Genomic DNA, 15,599 nt, shown 5'->3' with positions numbered 1-15,599 from the left:
TCCCGACCAGGTGTCGGACGGGTCCCGCCGGGCCGGCCGATCGGGCTGCGGCCGGCCCGGCGGGCTCAGCCCTTCTCCGCGCCGCTGGTCAACCCCTCGGTCAGCAGCCGCTCGCCGGCGAAGAAGAGCAGCACGATGGGCAGGGTGAGGATCACCGAGCCGGCCATCAGCACCGTCTTGGGCACCTCGACGCCGTCGGCCAGCAGGGACAGCCCCAGCGAGACGGTCCACCGGTCCGGCCGGTCCACCAGGAAGAGCAGGGCGAACAGGTACTCGTTCCAGGCGATCATGAAGTCGTACAGGGCGACGGCCATGATCGACGGCGCGGCGAGCGGCAGGCTGACCCGGCGGATGATGCCCAGCCGCCCCGCCCCGTCGATGGCGGCGGACTCCTCCAGGCTGACCGGGATCGTCTCGAAGTAGTTCTTCAGCATGTAGACCGAGACCGGCAGGGTCTGCGAGATGTAGACCAGCACCAGCCCGAAGAGCGACCCGCGCAGCCCGGCCCGGGTGAAGACCACGAAGAGCGGGATCGCGATGACGATCGACGGGAAGAGGTAGACGGCGAGGAAGAGCACGTTGACCTGCCGCCGGCCGAAGAAGCGCAGCCGGGACACCGCGTACGCGCCGGGGATGGCGACGACCAGGGTGAGCAGGGTCGCGGCGACCGCGACCAGTCCGCTGTTGCGGATGAAGGTGAGAAAGCCCTGCCCGCCGTGCTCGACCGAGCGCAGCACCTCCGCGTACGTGGCGACGGTCAGCTCGTTCACCGGCACCAGCAGCGCGCCCGGGTCGAGCAGCAGCCGCTCGATCGGGCGTACCGACAGCACCAGCATGTACCAGAACGGCAGCAGGGTGACCAGCAGGAAGGCGGCGATCACCAGGCGCCGCAGCCAGCGCAGCGAAACGGTCTCGATCCGGTCGCGGTCCATCACGCCTCCTGTCGGCCGGAGAAGAAGCGCAGGTAGATCGCGACGAACACGATCAGCACCACGGCCAGGACGACCGCCTGCGCCGCCGCCGCACCGATGTCGGTACGCGCGGTCAGGAACTGGTAGACCCGGACGCTGACCACCTCGGTGCCGGCCGAGCCACCGGTGAGCAGATAGACGTCGTCGAACTTGTTGAACGTCATGATGAACCGCAGCACCCCCAGCAGGCCGATCACCGGCATCAGCTGCGGCAGCAGGATGTGCCGGAAGCGCTGCGTCGGCGTGGCCCCGTCGACCCGGGCGGCCTCCTCCAGCTCGCCGGGCACCGCCTGGAGCCGGGCCAGCAGGAACAGGAACGCGAACGGGAAGTAGCGCCACGCCTCGAACGCGATCACGGTCCACAGGGCGGTGGAGTCCTGCGACAGGAACGCCACCGGGGCGTCCCAGCCGAGGAACCGGCGGCCCCAGTCGTTGACGATGCCGAGCTGCGGGTCGAGCATCACCTGCCAGACGAAGGCGACCGCCACCACCGGCGCCACGTACGGCAGCAGCATCGACGCCCGGACCAGGGTGCGGCCCCGGAACGGGCGACGGACGACCAGCGCGGCGACCAGGCCGAGCGCGATCGAGCCGAACGTCCCGCCGACGCTGTAGAGCAGGGTGGTCCAGAGCGTGTCGGCGAACCCGGGCGTGTGCAGCACCCGGTCGAAGTTGCCCAGGGTCAGCTCGCCGAAGAGGCCGGTCTTGCGCAGGGTGGCGAGGCGTACCCGTTGGAAGGCCAGCACCACGGTCCAGACGATCGGGATGCCGATCACCGCGACCACGACGAGCAGGGTCGGCGCGACCAGGGCGAGCCCGGCGCGGGACTCGCGGCGGCGCAGGGTGAGCGGGCGGCGGCGGCCGGGGGTGGGCCGCTCCCGGGTGGGGGAGCGGCCGGCCTCCGGCGCCGTGGTGCTCAATTCACCCCCTTGGCGATCGCCTCGACGTCCCTGCGGGCCCGCGCGGCCGCCGCGGCGGCGTCGGACTTCCCGCCCGCCACGTCGGCCAGGGCCTTCGGTACGGGCAGCTCGCCGAGGATCGCGCCGACCAGCTTCCCCTGCCCCTGCGGCAGCCCCCAGCGCCCGAAGGTGTCCGGGCTGCGGCGCAGGGTGGCCAGCACGTCGTCGCCGTACACCTGGGAGAGCGGCTTCTTGGTGTCCACCCCGGCCGGGCTGGTGGTCCAGGCGGTGAGGAACTTGTCCTTGTCGTCCGGGGTGCCCCGGCGTACCGGGACGCGTCCCTCGGGGGACATGCCGAACCAGCGGGGGTAGCCGTCGGAGAGCAGGTACTCCACGAACGAGGACGCCGGGGAGGCGGCCCCGTCGAGCACCGCCCAGGAGCTGATCTCGCCGTACTGGGCGGGCTCGGTGCCGTTCGGGCCCTTGATCGCGGTGACGAAGCCGCTGTTCTTCGCCAGGAACGCCGGGTCGGACTGGCACTGCGGGCAGGTGGGCCGGGCGTCGTTGCGCAGCCCGGCCAGCTCGTCGAGGATGAACGGCGACCAGATCACCATGGCCGCCTTGCCGGCGAAGTAGGTGGCCCGGGTGGTGTCCACGTCCTGCGCGCCCTTCACCGAGTGGTTGCGCACCAGGTCGCCGTAGAAGCGGAACGCCTCGACGCACTCGGGGGAGTCCAGCTTCACCTTCCCGGCGTCGTCGGTGAGCTGGCAGTTGTTGGCCAGCGCCAGGTGTTCGAAGGTCTGCTGGGTGAAGACGTCACCGGGGGCGGTGGCGGCGGTGATGCCGGCGACCCCGCCGGTGTTCAGCTTCGCCGCCGCGGCGGCGATCCTGTCGTACGTGTCGGGGGCGGGCAGGCCGGCGGCGGCGAAGAGGTCCTTGCGGTAGACCAGCAGCTGGCCCCAGCCGTCGCTGGGGACGGCGAGCTGCTTCCCGTCGTCGGAGGTGAGCTCCAGGGCCCGCGGCGAGAAGGTGTCCCGACCCAGCTTCTCGACGATCTTCGCGTTGGCGTCGGGGTGCAGCAGGTCGTTGCCGGACAGCGTGCGGATGCCGGCCAGCGACACCGAGCCGACCACGTCCGGCAGGTCGCCGGCGGCGGCGCTGGAGGCGATCAGGGACGGGAACTGGTCCTCGTTGACGGCGACCAGGTTGACCTTCACGCCGGTCTTCGCGGTGTAGTCGGCGATGATCGCCTTGGTGGCGTTCACCCGGTCGGCGACGTCCTCCAGGCTCCAGACGGTGATCTGGGAACTGTCACTTTTCTGCGCGTCGTCGCCGCAGGCCACCGTTCCGACCCCGGCAACTGCGAGGATCAGGGTGGTGGCCAGCAGGCGCACCGGAGAAGCTGGCATCGGCGGCACTCCTCTCGAAGGGTACATCGAGCCTTCTATACCCATCGATACATCGATTCAACCGCATATGCCGATTTAGCTGGTAGAATGGCCTCCGGTACTTCCCTGGAGCGACGCCATGGGCAATTGGGTTGTCTCTCTGGCCGGGCCTCGACGGATCAGCCTCGAGCCCTGCCCCGCGGACCCGCTCGGCCTCGGCCAGGTCCGCGTCCGCACCTGCTACTCCGGCATCTCCGCCGGCACCGAGCTGACCCTCTACCGGGGCAGCAATCCCCGCCTCACCAAACAGTGGGACGACGCCACCCGGATGTTCGTGCCCCGCCAGAACCCCACCCCCTACCCGGTCGCAGGCTTCGGCTACGAGGAGGTCGGGGAGGTCGTCGAGGTCGCCCCCGACGTCCCCGACCGCCACCCGGGCCAGCTCGTCTGGGGCATCTGGGGACACCGTGCCGAGGCAGTCCTGCCGGCCGGCGCGGTCAGCCCGCTGCCGGCCGGGGTGGACCCCCTCACCGCCGTCTTCGCCCGCCCCGGCGCCATCGCGCTCACCGCCGTCCTCGCCGGTGACCTGCACCTCGGCGACTGGGTGGGCGTCTTCGGGCAGGGCGTGATCGGGCTGCTCGGCACCCGGCTCGCCGCCCTCTCCGGTGCCCGGGTGGTCGCCGTGGACCGGGTGCCCGCCCGGCTGGAGGTCGCCGCGCGCCTCGGCGCCCGGCTGACCGTCGACGCCGCCGTCGCGTCCGCCGCCACGGTGCTGCGCGCCGCCGCCGACGGTCGCGGCGCGGACGTCTGCGTCGAGCTGTCCGGGTCGTACCCGGCGCTGCACGAGGCCATCCGGGCCACCGCACCCGGCGGCCGGGTCGTCGCCGCCGGCTTCTACCAGGGGTACGCCGCCGGGCTCGCCCTGGGCGAGGAGTTCCACCACAACCGGATCCAACTGGTGGCGGCCCAGGTCTCCGGGCCCGCCCCGCTGCCCGGCCTGGCCGGCCGGTGGACCGGCACCCGGATCGCCCACACCTTCATGGACCTGGTGGCCGAGGGCAGCGTCGACCCGCTGCCGCTGGTGAGCCACGTCGTCGACGCGGGCGCGGTGGCCGACGCGCTCACGTTGCTCGACCGCGGTGACGGTGACGTTCTCCAAGTCGTACTGAGGTTCTGATGCCCATCCCACTCGCCTGCCAGGAGCAGCTGCTCCCCGGCACCACGCTGTCCGACAAGTTCGCCCTCGCCACCAGCCTCGGCTACCACGGCATCGAGCTGCGTGGCCGGGGTGACCTCGCGTTCGCCCGCCGGCTGCCGGAGCTGCGCCGCGCCCGGTCCGACGGCGTCGTCATGCCCACCGTCTGCGTCGAGATGGACCACTTCATCGGCGACTTCGACCCGGAGCGCTCCCGCGACGCGGTCCGCAACCTGCGCTCCCAGCTCTCGGTGATCGCCGAACTCGGCGGTCTCGGCGCGATGACCCCCGCCGCCTGGGGGATGTTCTCCCGCCGGCTGCCACCGTTCGACCCGCCCCGGTCACCGGCCGGCGACCGGCAGGTGCTCGTCGACGCCCTCGGCGAGCTGGGCGAACACGCCCGCGCCGAGGGGGTCACCCTCTTCCTGGAACCCCTCAACCGGTACGAGGACCACATGGTCAACCGGCTCGACGAGGCGGTTGCCCTCTGCGCCGCCGTCGGCCTGCCCTCGGTCCGTGTCGTCGCGGACACCTACCACATGAACATCGAGGAGGACGACGGTCCCGAGGCGCTGCGCGCCGCCGCGCCGTACCTCGGGCACGTCCAGGTCAGCGACTCCAACCGCCACCAGCCCGGCGCCGGGCACCTGGACTGGTCGGGCCTGCTGGGCGCGCTGCACGAGATCGGCTACCCCGGCTGGCTGGCGCTGGAGTGCCGGCTGCGCGGCGACCCGCTGCGCGCCCTGCGGCAGGCCGCCACCGTGCTGCGGGACGCCGAGCCCAGGCGGGCCGCGGCGTGAGCACCCCCGCCCCCGGCTCCGGCGCGGAGCTGACCGCCTCCGCCGGACTGCCTCGGCCGGCCCGCGGCGACGAACGGACCGCCGCGGTGCACCGGCTCGCCCTGGCCACCCTCGACGCCAACTGGGAACACGACCACACCGTGCCGTCCCGGACCCTCTATCCGCACCAGTGGAGCTGGGACTCGGCGTTCATCGCGGTCGGGTTGGCCCACGTCCGGCCCGACCGGGCCTGGCGGGAGCTGCGTACCCTCTTCACCGCCCAGTGGGCCGACGGGCGGGTGCCGCACATCGTGTTCAACCCCGCGCTGCGGGTCGGGTCGTACTTCCCCGGGCCCGAGTTCTGGGATTCCGCTCGGGCCGACGAAGCCCCACCGGTGGCCACCTCCGGGATGGTGCAACCACCGGTGCACGCCCTGGCCGCCTGGTTGGTGCACCGCCGCGCCCCCACCGAGGCGTCGGTGCAGGCGCTGCGCTGGCTCTATCCCCGGCTCGTCGCCCAGCAGCGTTACCTGACCGTCCGCCGGGACGTCGGCGGCGCCGGGCTCGCCTGCATCGTGCACCCGTGGGAGTCCGGGCTGGACAACAGCCCGGCCTGGGACGCGCCGCTGGCGGCGGTGCCCGCGGACGCCGCCGTCATGCGGGCGTACCGCCGGCACGACACCACGCACGCCGACGCCGCCCACCGCCCCACCGACCTGGACTACGCGCGCTACGTCGCGATCGTCGCCGCCTACCGCGAGGCCCGCTACCGGGACTCGGGCCTGGCCGGCGGCCATCCGTTCCTGGTCGAGTGTCCGCTGGTCAACGCGGCGCTCGGGGCGGCCGAGCACGCGCTGGCCCGGATCGCGACGGTGGTCGGCGCCGACCCGGGACCGCACCGGGACCGGGCCGCCCGGATCACCGAGACCGTGGTGGCCCGCCTGTACGACCCGGCCACCGGCACCTTCCACCCGCGTGACCTGCGCACCGGTCGACTCGTCCCGGCGCGTACGGCGCTCGGGCTGCTGCCGCTGATCCTGCCGGACCTGCCCGCCCGGCAGGTCGGCGCGGTGCTGGCCGAGGCGTGCTCGGTCCGGTTCGGCCTGGCGGCCCGGATGGCCCGACCGCTGCCCAGCCACGACCGGACCGCGCCGGACTTCGAGCCGCTGCGCTACTGGCGCGGGCCGAGCTGGCTGAACATCGCCTGGCTGCTCCGGCTGGGCCTGCGCCTGCACCACCGGCCCGACCTCGCCGCCGGACTGCGGGAGTCCATGCTGGACCTTGTCGCGCGAGCCGGCTGTCACGAGTACTTCCACCCGGACACCGGCGCGGGGCTGGGCTCGCCGGCCTTCAGCTGGACGGCGTCGCTGGCCCTCGACGCGCTCGCCGACGGCTGAGCCATCGGCGGGCGCGTCCGGCCGGCTCAGCGGGCCGGGCCGGGGTGTTCCGCCTCAGGCGGCGTGCAGCTCGGCGAGGAGGACTTCCACCCGGGTCCGGATCTCGTCCCGGATCTGGCGGACCGCCTCGACGCCCTTGCCGGCCGGGTCCTCCAACTTCCAGTCCTCGTAGCGCTTGCCGGGGAAGACCGGGCAGGCGTCGCCGCAGCCCATGGTGACGATGACGTCGGAGGACTCCGCCGTGGCGTACTCCAGCAGTCTGGGGGTCTGGTCGGTGATGTCGATGCCGACCTCGCGCATCGCCTCGACGGCGGCCGGGTTGACGGTGTCGGCGGGGGCGGAGCCGGCGGAGCGGACCTCGACGGTGTCGCCGGCGAGGTGGCGCAGCCACCCGGCGGCCATCTGGGAGCGGCCGGCGTTGTGCACGCAGACGAAGAGCACGCTGGGCTTGTCGGACATCGGGGGCCTCTCTCGCGGGGGTCAGGCGGTCGGTGCGGGGTCTTCGGTCGGGACGACCACCTGGTCGGCGGCCCGCCCCGCGTCGGGATAGAGGGCCAGCAGCAGCGTCGTGCCGACGGCGAGCCCGACGAGTTGGGCGGCGACGAAGCCGGGGACCGACCCGGGGGCGATGCCGGCGAAGGTGTCGGTGAAGGCGCGGCCGACCGTCACCGCCGGGTTGGCGAACGAGGTGGACGAGGTGAACCAGTACGCCGCGCCGATGTAGGCGCCGACGGCGGCCGGGGCGACCGGCGCGCGGCCGGAGCGGGCCAGCGCGAAGATCAGCAGGATCAGCCCGGCGGTGGCGACCACCTCGCCGAGCCAGAGGTGGCTGCCGGTGCGGTCGGAGCCGGAGAGGTCCACGGCCGCCAGGTCGAACATCAGGTTCGCCAGCACCGACCCGCTGATCGCCCCGGCGACCTGCGCGACCACGTAACCGCCGAGGTCCCGGCCGGTGAGGCCGGTGCCGGCGCGGCGGCCGAGGAACCAGTCCGCCGCGGAGACCACCGGGTTGAAGTGGGCGCCGGAGACCGGGCCGAAGATCAGGATCAGCGCGCCGAGGGCGAACGCGGTGGCCGTCGAGTTCTCCAGGAGTTGGAGGCCCACGTCGCCGGGGGAGAGGGTGCTGGCCATGATGCCGGAACCCACCACGGCGGTGACCAGCAGGGCGGTGCCGGTGAACTCGGCCAGCAGCCGCCGCCAGGACGCGCCGGTCATCCGGCCGGCTCGACGGTGAGCAGGGCGGCGAGCTGACCCAGCAGGGCGGGCCGGGCCCGGTACCAGACCCAGGTGCCCCGGCGCTCCGCGTCGACCAGGCCGGCCTCGCGCAGCGTCCGCAGGTGGTGCGAGATGGTCGGCCCGGTCAGGTCGAACGCCGGGGTCAGGTCGCAGACGCAGACCTCCCCGCCCTCGGCGGAGGCGATCATCGACATGAGCTGCAGCCGGACCGGATCGCCGAGGGCCTTGAAGGCGGGGGCGAGGGCGGCGGCGGTCCCGGCCGGCACCCGCCGCTGCGCCAGCGGCGCGCAGCAGGGGACGTCGGCGCGGTCGGGGGGAGGGGCCGCTTGCTTCGACATCGCTCTAGGTTGACAGATGTCTAATCAATGTGCAACCGTCTGCTTCGACGAACGTCGAGACAGTCCTCGAAGGGGGTGGCACCGTGCCGGCCGACACCACCGTACGCCCGATGAACGCCGACGACGCCGCGCAGGTGCTGGCGATCTACCAGGCCGGCCTGGACGGCGGCGACGCCAGCTTCGAGACGACCGCGCCGACCTGGGCGGCGTTCGACGCCGGCCGGCTGGCCGACCACCGCCTGGTCGCCGTCGACGGGGCGGACGCCGTGCTCGGCTGGGTCGCCGTCTCGCCGACCTCGACCCGCGCCGTCTACGCCGGGGTGGTCGAGCACTCCGTCTACGTCGACCCGGCCGCCCGGGGCCGTGGCGTCGCCCGGCTGCTGCTGAACGCCCTGATCGCCGGCACCGAGGCGGCCGGCATCTGGACCGTCCAGTCCGGCGTCTTCCCGGAGAACACCGCCAGCCTGGCCGTGCACCGGCGGGCCGGTTTCCGGGTCGTCGGCACCCGGGAACGGGTCGGCCGCCACCACGGCCGGTGGCGCGACGTGATCCTGCTCGAACGCCGCAGCCCGCTGATCTGATCCATCTTCCACCGCACAGGAGAACCGATGAACGCCCTGGACGAACTGCCCGTCGTGGTGATCGGCGCCGGCCCGGTCGGCCTCGCCGCCGCCGCCCACCTGCACGAGCGGGGCCTGCCCTTCACCGTCCTGGAGGCCGGCGACAGCGTCGGCGCAGCCGTCCGGCAGTGGGGACACGTCCGGCTCTTCTCCCCCTGGCGGTACGACGTCGACGCCGCCGCGCGGCGCCTGCTCGACGCGGCCGGCTGGGCGGCCCCCGACCCCGACGCCCTGCCCACCGGGGCGGAACTGGCCGCCGACTACCTGCAGCCCCTCGCCGAACTCCCGCAGCTCGCGCCCCACCTGCGCTACCGCGCCCGGGTCGAGGCGATCAGCCGGCTCGGCCTGGACCGGCTGCGTACCGCCGGCCGGGACGCCACCCCGTTCCTGGTCCGCCTCGCCGACGGTGACGAACTGCTGGCCCGCGCGGTGATCGACGCCTCCGGCACCTGGCGCACCCCGAACGTCATCGGCGGCTCCGGTCTGCCCGCCCGGGGCGAGACCACGGCCGGGGCGCACCTGGAGCACGCGCTGCCGGACGTGCTCGGTGCCGACCGCGACCGGTTCGCCGGGCGGCACACCCTGGTCGTCGGTGCCGGCCACTCCGCCGCGAACACCCTGCTGAGCCTGGTCGAACTGGCCACCGAGGTGCCCGGTACCGAGGTGACCTGGGCGATCCGCTCCACCAGCGCCACCCGCACCTACGGCGGCGGCGACGCCGACGCCCTGCCCGCCCGGGGTGCGCTCGGCGCGCGGCTGCGCGCGCGTCGACGCCGGCCGGATCCGGCTGCTCACCGGCTTCTCCGTGCACGCGCTGCGACCGGCCGGCGGCCGGGTCGACGTGGTCGTCCGGCGGGCCGACGGCGGCGAGGCGGTGGTCGTGGACCGGATCGTCGCCGCCACCGGTTTCCGCCCCGACCACTCCGTCGCCGCCGAGCTGCGCCTGGACCTGGACCCGGTGCTGGGCGCCACCCGGGCCCTCGCCCCGCTGATCGACCCGAACGAGCACTCCTGCGGCACCGTCCCCCCGCACGGGGTCGACGAGCTGTCCCACCCCGAGGCCGGCTACTACGCCGTCGGCATGAAGAGCTACGGCCGGGCCCCGACCTTCCTCATGGCCACCGGCTACGAGCAGGTCCGCTCCGTCGTGGCGGCGCTCGCCGGCGACTGGGCGGCGGCCCGGGACGTCCGGCTCGACCTGCCCGAGACCGGCGTCTGCAGCAGCGACCCCGCCGACCCGGCCGGCGGCGACAGCTGCTGCGGTACCGCCGAACCGGCCGGCAAGGGTCTCGCCACCGGGGTCTCCGGCGGCCCGCGGGTCGTCCCGCTGAATCTGATCACCCTGGGCGCCGCGCCGGCCGCCGCCCAGGCCGGTGGCTGCTGCGGAAGCTGACGCCGTCGGCAGTCCGCCGGTCACGCCGCCGCGCGGGACCGCCGGCTGGCTACACCGTCGCGGTCACCCCGGCGACCACCTGGCGGTGAGCACACCCGGCCAGCTGGACCGCCTGACCGGCCGCCACGGCGGCGCCCGCCCGGCGGTCAGGTTGCCCCAGCCGGAGGGGCTCACCGCCCAGCCGACGGCCACGAAGAGGCCGAGCAGCACCCCCACCGCCGGTGACCACCACCAGCGGCGGCCCAGGCCCACGACGAGCGCGCCGGCCAGCAGGATGACGATCCCCGGCGGGATCGCGACGGGGAACTCCACCCCCGCCGCCCAGAGCCCGCCGATGCCGGCGGCGCCGACGACCAGACCCAGAACGGTGTACGCGCGTGCCATCTCCCTCATGGACCGCAGCATCCACCGCCGGCCCCCGGTGGGTCGTCGGCGTGGCCGCGTCACCCCGGCTACCGCCGGCGGCGTAGCGGCCGGTCCGGGCTACGCCGGTGGGCGTACCCCGGACCGTCGGCGATCGGGGCCGCCCGCGCCCCGCACCGGCCGTTTGTCGACGGGCGGTGCGGGTAACCGCGTCGCCGGTCCCGGAGTCGGGCGGGCCGGCGAGGACAGGAGGGCGACGTGCGGTTTCCCCGGTTCGTCGAGGCGGTGTCCCGCCGTGCCGAGCTGCCCGTCGAGCAGGCGGCCACCATCTCCCGCGCGGTGCTGCAGACCCTCGCCGAGCGGATCACCGGCGGCGAGAGCGAGGACCTGGCCGCCCAACTGCCGGACGAGCTGAGCGGCTACCTCGCCGCCCCGCCCGGCGACACCCCGACCGGCGGGTCGGTGGAGTTCCTGTTCCGGGTGGCCCACCGGGCCGGGGTGGACCCGGCCGTCGCCGAGGTGGGCGTACGGGCGGTGCTGACCACCCTGCGGGAGGCGGTCACCGTCGGCGAGTTCGAGGACATGGTGGCGCAGTTGCCGCGCGGCTTCGACGCGATGGTCGACCCGATCCCACGCCCCCCGTACGAGGGGTGAACCGTCAGCCGGCCTGGGGCGGGTCGGCGAGGTCGTCGGCCGACGGCTCCTGCGGGGTGGCCACCCAGGCGGAGAAGACCGGCACCCCGTGCCACACCCCGGCGCCGTCCCGCCGCTCGTCGGTGGCCACCGCCACCACCGCGTACGGGTGACCGAAGCGCAGCTCCGCCGTCCGGGCCACCCCTCGGGGCGAGGCTGACCAGGGCGAACGCGGCGGTGACGGCGGCGGCTTCGAAGCCGTACCGGCCGAAGTGGGCCGGGGCGCTCTGCCGCGCCTCGACGCCGGCCCCCGGCACGCCCAGCCGGCCGGCGAGCGCCCGGCCGACGACGTCGAACCCGAGGCCGGCACCGGTCAGCGGGTGCTCGCTCCGCGCCGACCAGCACGGCAGCACGGCCGTGTGGCGCTCCTCGCGCCCGTCGGTCGCCAGGTGCGGACCCGCTCCTGACGCAGCTCCCACAGCGCCGTCCCGCCGAGCGGCAGGTCGAACGGGGACCGTCGCCCCGGCTCCGCCCCGTCCGCCGCGGCAACGGCCAGCCGGTGGGCGGCCGCGCAATCGCCGGCTCGACGTCCGGCGCCGCCGCCACCGACACCACGGTCAGCCCGGCCCCCGACCCGGTACGGGCCGGCGCGGCGTGCACGATCACGTCCCCGGCCCCCTCGTCGGCGGCGATCCAGCTCCGGTGCCCGTGCCCGGGGCTGCGCAGCACCAGGTCAGCGTCCCGGCACCAGCTCTCCGGCCCCAGGTCGGCGGCCGGCGCGACGTCGAACGGGTCGACCCAGGAGACCCGGAGGCCACCGCGCTGGCCAGCGCCAGCACCACCTGCAGGCTGAGCCGCAGCGGGAACCGGTCGATCAGGCCGGTGTGCTCGCGGGCCCACGTGTCGAGGGTCGCCTGGTCCGGCAGCAGGCCGGTCGCGGTCTGCGAGGCAGCCCGGCCTGCCAGTCGGCCGACCCGCCCGCTGCCACACGGCGGTCGCCGCCGGCACCAGGTGCGGCTCGGCCAGCAGCGCGGCGGCCCGCGTCGCGGCGTCCGCCGGGTCCGTCGAGGACGTCGGCCAGCGCGTCCCGCTCCCCGCCGCTCGCCGCCGGGGCGCAGAGCGCCAGCAGCAGCCAGGCGCCGAGCGGGGAGGTGACGTGGTGGCCGGGTCCGGCGGCGGCGTGCAGGCGGGCGGCGTACCGGGCGAGGGCGTCCTGGAGGGTGCTCATGGCACCACTGTGCCCACCGGCCGCCGGTCCGGCACGCCCGGCGCCGGATCCGGTCACGGCCCGGCGGCCGGCGCCGCTCACGACCAGAGCTCGAACGGCTCGTCGATCTGGTCGCCGGCCAGGAACGGCACCAGCAGGTCGGGCAGCCGGCCGGGATAGAACCGGTCCCGGCTCGCCACGATCCGGTCCACCGGCCACCAACGGAACCCGAAGTAGTCCTCCACCTCGTAGTCCAGTCGGTCGGTGCCGTCCACGTCGGGCGTGTCGGCGTCCAGACGTACGGTCAGCACCACCTCGTCCTGGACGTGCCGCCGCTGCCGGTGCACGAAGCTGGCCCGCCGCCGCCACGACGGCGACCCGAGCTGGGCGGCGGTGACCACGAACCCGGTCTCCTCCCGCAGCTCCCGCAGCGCGGTCTGCGCCACCGTCTCACCCGGGTCGATGCCGCCGCCCGGCAGCTCCCACCAGGTGCCCAGCCGGGGATGCTCGGGGTCGCGGGTGTGGAAGAGCAGGATCAGCCCGCCCCGGTCGCGCACCACCAGCCGGACGGCGCGGCGTTCCACGACGGGCAGGTCCCGGGGCAGCTCGCTCATGGCTCTCCCTCCGCGCGTCGGCGCAGCCGTCAGGCTACCGGTGCTGGGCGTGCCCGCCCCGGTCAGCCGGGCCAGTTCGGCGGGGGAGCGGGTGGGGCCGCTCGGCGGGGACCAGCGCCGCCCGGGTTCGTCGCCGAGGCCGGCTCCGCCGCCCCGGTCGTACTCACCGCTTGCCGCGCCGACGGCGGCGCCCCGCCGGGCGCGGCGACGGGCGATAGGCTGCCGGCCGTGGCAGGTCTGTTGAGAAATGTGGCGTCCCGCTCGGTCGGCTCACCGGGGGCGCGGCCGCGCCGGCCCGCCCGGGTCCGATCCCGGCCCAGGTCGCGCGGCGCCGCCAGGTCAGCGCGTTGCAGCGGCGCGAGCTGTCGTACGCCCCGGAGCTGGACGGGCAGGCCGACCCGGGGGAGATCGTTTGGACCTGGGTGCCGTACGAGGAGGACCCCCGCCAGGGCAAGGACCGCCCGGTGCTGGTGGTCGGCCGGCGCAGCCGCACCCTGTTCGGCCTGATGCTCTCCAGCCAGAGCGAGCGCGACGGGCAGCGGCACTGGCTGGCGCTCGGACCCGGTTCCTGGGACCGGGACAACCGGCCGAGCTGGGTACGCCTGGACCGGGTGCTCACCATGCGCGAGGACAGCATCCGGCGCGAGGGCGCGGTGCTGGACCGGCCCCGGTTCGACCGGGTCGGTCAGGCGCTGCGCGCCGGCTACGGCTGGCGCTGAGCGGTGCCCGGGGAGGCCAGCGATCCGGTCGACGACCGGATCGCCTCCTGGGTGGCGGCGGACTTCGGGCTGACCCTGGTCTCCGCCGTGCCGGTCGGCTTCGGCGCGGATCCCACCGCCCGGCTCTGGCGGGCGACCACCGTGGACGGCGCCGCCTGTGCGGTCAAGCTCTCCGGCGGTGGCAGCCCGACCGGTCTGCTGGTGCCGGCCCGGCTGGCCGGGCGCGGCGTGCCGGGCGTCGTCGCCCGCGCCGCACCCGCGACGGCCAGGTCTACGCCGTCCGCGACGGGCGGCGGCTGTCGGTGGTGCCGTGGGTCTCCGACGAGCGAGGCGCGCCGGCGTGCGTCCCGCCCACTGGCGCGGCTACGGCGCGGTGCTGGCCGCGACCCACGCCACCCCGGTCACCGGTGAGCTGGCCGACCTGCCCCGGGAGGACCACACGCACGCCGCGGTCGGCGCGGCGACCCGGCGCACGGATCAACGGCTGCGCGCCGTGGACGACCGGACGGCCGACGGGTGGACCCGGCGGGTGGCGGCCCGCTGGCGCGCCGTCGCCGCCGACCTGGCAACCCTGCTTGACCAGGTCGACCGGCTCGGTGCCGAGCTGCGGGAGCGCCCGGCCGACCTCGTGCTCTGCCACGGCGACCCGCACCTGGGCAACCTGCTGCTCGGGCCCGACCGGCAGGTCTGGCTGATCGACTGGGACGACGCCGTGCTGGCGCCCCGTGAGCGGGACCTGATGTTCGTGCTGGGCGGCGGTCCGGCGTTCGCCCCTGCGGCGGGCGTGGACGAGGCCGCCTTCCTCGCCGGCTACGGTCCGGTGCGGCCGGACCCGGTCCGGCTCGCGTACCACCTCGGGGTGCGGGCGCTGGACGACATGTGGAGCTGGTCCGCCGACGTGGCCGACGCGGGTCTGCCCGAGGCGGACCGGGTGCGCGCACTGTCGATCGTGGACGGTCTGCTGTCGCCGCTGGGGCTGGTCACCCTGGCCCGCCGGGCGCTGCGCGACCTGGGCCGCGAGCGCGACTGACTCAGCACTCCGCCAGATAGGGAGTGTCCACGAGCTGCCGGGTGGGCCGGGCGGGGGCGACGCTCTTCGCCTCGTACATGGCCGCGTCGGCCCGGCACAGCGCCTCGGCGAGCTGGGTCGGCCCGTGCACCGGTGCCAGCCCGACGGAGGCGGTGACCTGGACCGTCCGGGTGCCCAGCGAGATCGGCGCGGCCAGGGCCTCGCAGAGCCGGCGGGTGGCGCGTTCGATCCACCGCCGGTCGACGGTGGGGCTGACCAGCAGGCCGGCGAACTCGTCGCCGCCGAGGCGGGCCACCGGGTTGTCGCCGGCGAAGGCGGCCAGCCGTTGGGCGACGCTGATCAGCACCTGGTCCCCGGCGGCGTGCCCGTAGCGGTCGTTGACCAGCTTGAAGCCGTCGAGGTCGAGCACGACGGCGATCAGCGGGGTGCCGGCGGAGCTGGCCAGCAGGGCCCCGGCCAGCCGGTAGAAGGCCCGCCGGTTGGGCAGTCCGGTGAGTGGGTCGTGGCTGGCCGCGTGCCGCTCGGCCGCCAGTTCGGCCTGCAGGAGTTCGATCTCGGCCTCGGCGCGCAGTGCCCGGCGCCGCAGCTGCCAGGCGGAGACGAGGGCACCGGCGGCGGAGACGCCGGAGGCGACCGTCATCGGATCCGGCACGAGTCCTCCCTCATCCCAGCCGTCGCCTCGCCGTCGCGGTCGGTCCACCGTCCGCTCCGGCCCGTGTTTTCCCTGGTGGCAGCCCAGATGCGGTAACCCTCAGTGAACGAATGGGTACACCGCACATGAAGTATCATCGCTGTCCAATGCAGATGCAATAGCAGA

At 75.0% G+C, this 15,599-nt stretch carries 18 protein-coding genes and 2 pseudogenes; 9 read left to right on the top strand and 11 right to left on the bottom strand.

The features are described 5' to 3' along the window. Window positions 1-65: 65 nt before the first annotated feature. From MRQ36_RS00570 to MRQ36_RS00560, 3 genes are read right to left on the bottom strand one after another with little or no spacing between them, the layout of a single operon-like run. Complete coding sequence (locus MRQ36_RS00570; RefSeq protein ID WP_242791408.1) at window positions 66-932, bottom strand: carbohydrate ABC transporter permease; 867 nt, start codon at window positions 930-932, stop codon at window positions 66-68. Beyond that, window positions 932-1,891 carry a carbohydrate ABC transporter permease gene (locus MRQ36_RS00565; RefSeq protein WP_242791406.1) on the bottom strand — a complete coding sequence of 320 codons (960 nt, stop codon included), beginning with the start codon at window positions 1,889-1,891 and terminating at the stop codon, window positions 932-934. Before MRQ36_RS00565 ends, MRQ36_RS00570 begins: the two co-directional genes overlap by 1 nt. Beyond that, window positions 1,888-3,279, bottom strand: coding sequence for an ABC transporter substrate-binding protein (locus MRQ36_RS00560; RefSeq protein ID WP_242791404.1), 1,392 nt, complete (start codon window positions 3,277-3,279; stop codon window positions 1,888-1,890). Before MRQ36_RS00560 ends, MRQ36_RS00565 begins: the two co-directional genes overlap by 4 nt. Before the next feature lie 118 nt (window positions 3,280-3,397). On the opposite strand from MRQ36_RS00560, the gene MRQ36_RS00555 reads away from it, so the two are divergent. The 3 genes from MRQ36_RS00555 to MRQ36_RS00545 are packed head-to-tail and all read left to right on the top strand — an operon-like array spanning window position 3,398 to window position 6,629. Further along, entirely contained in the window at window positions 3,398-4,435 is a 1,038-nt protein-coding gene (locus tag MRQ36_RS00555) for a zinc-binding alcohol dehydrogenase (RefSeq protein WP_242791402.1), read from the top strand. Then, on the top strand, window positions 4,435-5,253 hold the full coding sequence (locus MRQ36_RS00550) for a sugar phosphate isomerase/epimerase family protein (protein ID WP_242791400.1): 819 nt from the start codon (window positions 4,435-4,437) through the stop codon (window positions 5,251-5,253). The genes MRQ36_RS00555 and MRQ36_RS00550 overlap by 1 nt, the downstream gene beginning before the upstream one ends. A 47-nt stretch (window positions 5,254-5,300) precedes the next feature. Then, complete coding sequence (locus MRQ36_RS00545) at window positions 5,301-6,629, top strand: hypothetical protein (protein ID WP_242800776.1); 1,329 nt, start codon at window positions 5,301-5,303, stop codon at window positions 6,627-6,629. A 54-nt stretch (window positions 6,630-6,683) separates the two neighbouring features. Here MRQ36_RS00545 and MRQ36_RS00540 read toward each other — a convergent pair whose 3' ends face one another. The 3 genes from MRQ36_RS00540 to MRQ36_RS00530 are packed head-to-tail and all read right to left on the bottom strand — an operon-like array spanning window position 6,684 to window position 8,203. Further along, complete coding sequence (locus MRQ36_RS00540) at window positions 6,684-7,088, bottom strand: arsenate reductase ArsC (RefSeq protein ID WP_242791398.1); 405 nt, start codon at window positions 7,086-7,088, stop codon at window positions 6,684-6,686. A gap of 21 nt (window positions 7,089-7,109) precedes the next feature. Then, window positions 7,110-7,844 carry an MIP/aquaporin family protein gene (locus MRQ36_RS00535; protein ID WP_242791396.1) on the bottom strand — a complete coding sequence of 245 codons (735 nt, stop codon included), beginning with the start codon at window positions 7,842-7,844 and terminating at the stop codon, window positions 7,110-7,112. Continuing rightward, window positions 7,841-8,203 (bottom strand): metalloregulator ArsR/SmtB family transcription factor, encoded by a 363-nt coding sequence (locus MRQ36_RS00530; RefSeq protein ID WP_242791394.1) that lies wholly within the window; start codon window positions 8,201-8,203, stop codon window positions 7,841-7,843. Before MRQ36_RS00530 ends, MRQ36_RS00535 begins: the two co-directional genes overlap by 4 nt. Window positions 8,204-8,313: 110 nt before the next feature. Between MRQ36_RS00530 and MRQ36_RS00525 the strand changes: the two genes are divergently transcribed. Next, window positions 8,314-8,784, top strand: a complete 471-nt coding sequence (locus MRQ36_RS00525; protein WP_242800774.1) for a GNAT family N-acetyltransferase — start codon at window positions 8,314-8,316, stop codon at window positions 8,782-8,784. 27 nt (window positions 8,785-8,811) lie between these two features. Further along, window positions 8,812-10,216 (top strand): annotated as a pseudogene (locus MRQ36_RS00520) (FAD-dependent oxidoreductase). Between the two features lie 63 nt (window positions 10,217-10,279). Here the strand turns inward: MRQ36_RS00520 and MRQ36_RS00515 are convergent. After that, a complete protein-coding gene (locus MRQ36_RS00515) occupies window positions 10,280-10,609 on the bottom strand; it encodes a hypothetical protein (protein WP_242791392.1) in 330 nt (109 codons plus the stop codon). A 228-nt stretch (window positions 10,610-10,837) separates the two neighbouring features. On the opposite strand from MRQ36_RS00515, the gene MRQ36_RS00510 reads away from it, so the two are divergent. After that, window positions 10,838-11,233, top strand: coding sequence for a DUF2267 domain-containing protein (locus MRQ36_RS00510; RefSeq protein ID WP_242791390.1), 396 nt, complete (start codon window positions 10,838-10,840; stop codon window positions 11,231-11,233). Between the two features lie 4 nt (window positions 11,234-11,237). Here the strand turns inward: MRQ36_RS00510 and MRQ36_RS00505 are convergent, their stop codons facing one another. The 3 genes from MRQ36_RS00505 to MRQ36_RS00495 form a co-directional block, all read right to left on the bottom strand. Continuing rightward, window positions 11,238-11,414 (bottom strand): hypothetical protein, encoded by a 177-nt coding sequence (locus MRQ36_RS00505; protein WP_242791388.1) that lies wholly within the window; start codon window positions 11,412-11,414, stop codon window positions 11,238-11,240. A gap of 672 nt (window positions 11,415-12,086) precedes the next feature. Further along, complete coding sequence (locus MRQ36_RS00500) at window positions 12,087-12,440, bottom strand: hypothetical protein (RefSeq protein WP_242791386.1); 354 nt, start codon at window positions 12,438-12,440, stop codon at window positions 12,087-12,089. 77 nt (window positions 12,441-12,517) lie between these two features. Beyond that, entirely contained in the window at window positions 12,518-13,033 is a 516-nt protein-coding gene (locus MRQ36_RS00495) for an NUDIX hydrolase (protein ID WP_242791384.1), read from the bottom strand. A 228-nt stretch (window positions 13,034-13,261) separates the two neighbouring features. Here MRQ36_RS00495 and MRQ36_RS00490 point away from each other — a divergent pair. The 3 genes and pseudogenes from MRQ36_RS00490 (at window position 13,262) to MRQ36_RS00480 (ending at window position 14,782) form a co-directional block, all read left to right on the top strand. Beyond that, a pseudogene (locus MRQ36_RS00490) lies at window positions 13,262-13,752 on the top strand (type II toxin-antitoxin system PemK/MazF family toxin). A gap of 3 nt (window positions 13,753-13,755) precedes the next feature. Continuing rightward, the gene (locus MRQ36_RS00485) at window positions 13,756-14,163 is read left to right on the top strand and encodes a hypothetical protein (protein ID WP_242791382.1); all 408 of its coding nucleotides are present in this window, start codon (window positions 13,756-13,758) and stop codon (window positions 14,161-14,163) included. Next, a complete protein-coding gene (locus tag MRQ36_RS00480; protein WP_242791381.1) occupies window positions 14,093-14,782 on the top strand; it encodes a phosphotransferase in 690 nt (229 codons plus the stop codon). Before MRQ36_RS00485 ends, MRQ36_RS00480 begins: the two co-directional genes overlap by 71 nt. Window position 14,783: 1 nt before the next feature. Here MRQ36_RS00480 and MRQ36_RS00475 read toward each other — a convergent pair whose 3' ends face one another. Next, window positions 14,784-15,434, bottom strand: a complete 651-nt coding sequence (locus tag MRQ36_RS00475; protein ID WP_242791380.1) for a GGDEF domain-containing protein — start codon at window positions 15,432-15,434, stop codon at window positions 14,784-14,786. Window positions 15,435-15,599 lie beyond the last annotated feature (165 nt).

It is taken from the genome of Micromonospora sp. R77 (assembly GCF_022747945.1).
GTDB lineage: Bacteria > Actinomycetota > Actinomycetes > Mycobacteriales > Micromonosporaceae > Micromonospora.
The sequence above is the reverse complement of the archived record's forward strand: the minus strand, read 5'-3'. Positions and strand labels throughout refer to the sequence as shown.

What these genes read in the sequence shown, in the direction of transcription:
- MRQ36_RS00570 (WP_242791408.1), bottom strand. Translation starts at nt 932, where the DNA reads ATGGACCGCGACCGGATCGAGACCGTTTCGCTGCGCTGGCTGCGGCGC.
- MRQ36_RS00560 (WP_242791404.1), bottom strand. Translation starts at nt 3,279, where the DNA reads ATGCCAGCTTCTCCGGTGCGCCTGCTGGCCACCACCCTGATCCTCGCA.
- MRQ36_RS00555 (WP_242791402.1), top strand. Translation starts at nt 3,398, where the DNA reads ATGGGCAATTGGGTTGTCTCTCTGGCCGGGCCTCGACGGATCAGCCTC.
- MRQ36_RS00550 (WP_242791400.1), top strand. Translation starts at nt 4,435, where the DNA reads ATGCCCATCCCACTCGCCTGCCAGGAGCAGCTGCTCCCCGGCACCACG.
- MRQ36_RS00540 (WP_242791398.1), bottom strand. Translation starts at nt 7,088, where the DNA reads ATGTCCGACAAGCCCAGCGTGCTCTTCGTCTGCGTGCACAACGCCGGC.
- MRQ36_RS00535 (WP_242791396.1), bottom strand. Translation starts at nt 7,844, where the DNA reads ATGACCGGCGCGTCCTGGCGGCGGCTGCTGGCCGAGTTCACCGGCACC.
- MRQ36_RS00530 (WP_242791394.1), bottom strand. Translation starts at nt 8,203, where the DNA reads ATGTCGAAGCAAGCGGCCCCTCCCCCCGACCGCGCCGACGTCCCCTGC.
- MRQ36_RS00525 (WP_242800774.1), top strand. Translation starts at nt 8,314, where the DNA reads ATGAACGCCGACGACGCCGCGCAGGTGCTGGCGATCTACCAGGCCGGC.
- MRQ36_RS00515 (WP_242791392.1), bottom strand. Translation starts at nt 10,609, where the DNA reads ATGAGGGAGATGGCACGCGCGTACACCGTTCTGGGTCTGGTCGTCGGC.
- MRQ36_RS00500 (WP_242791386.1), bottom strand. Translation starts at nt 12,440, where the DNA reads ATGAGCACCCTCCAGGACGCCCTCGCCCGGTACGCCGCCCGCCTGCAC.
- MRQ36_RS00495 (WP_242791384.1), bottom strand. Translation starts at nt 13,033, where the DNA reads ATGAGCGAGCTGCCCCGGGACCTGCCCGTCGTGGAACGCCGCGCCGTC.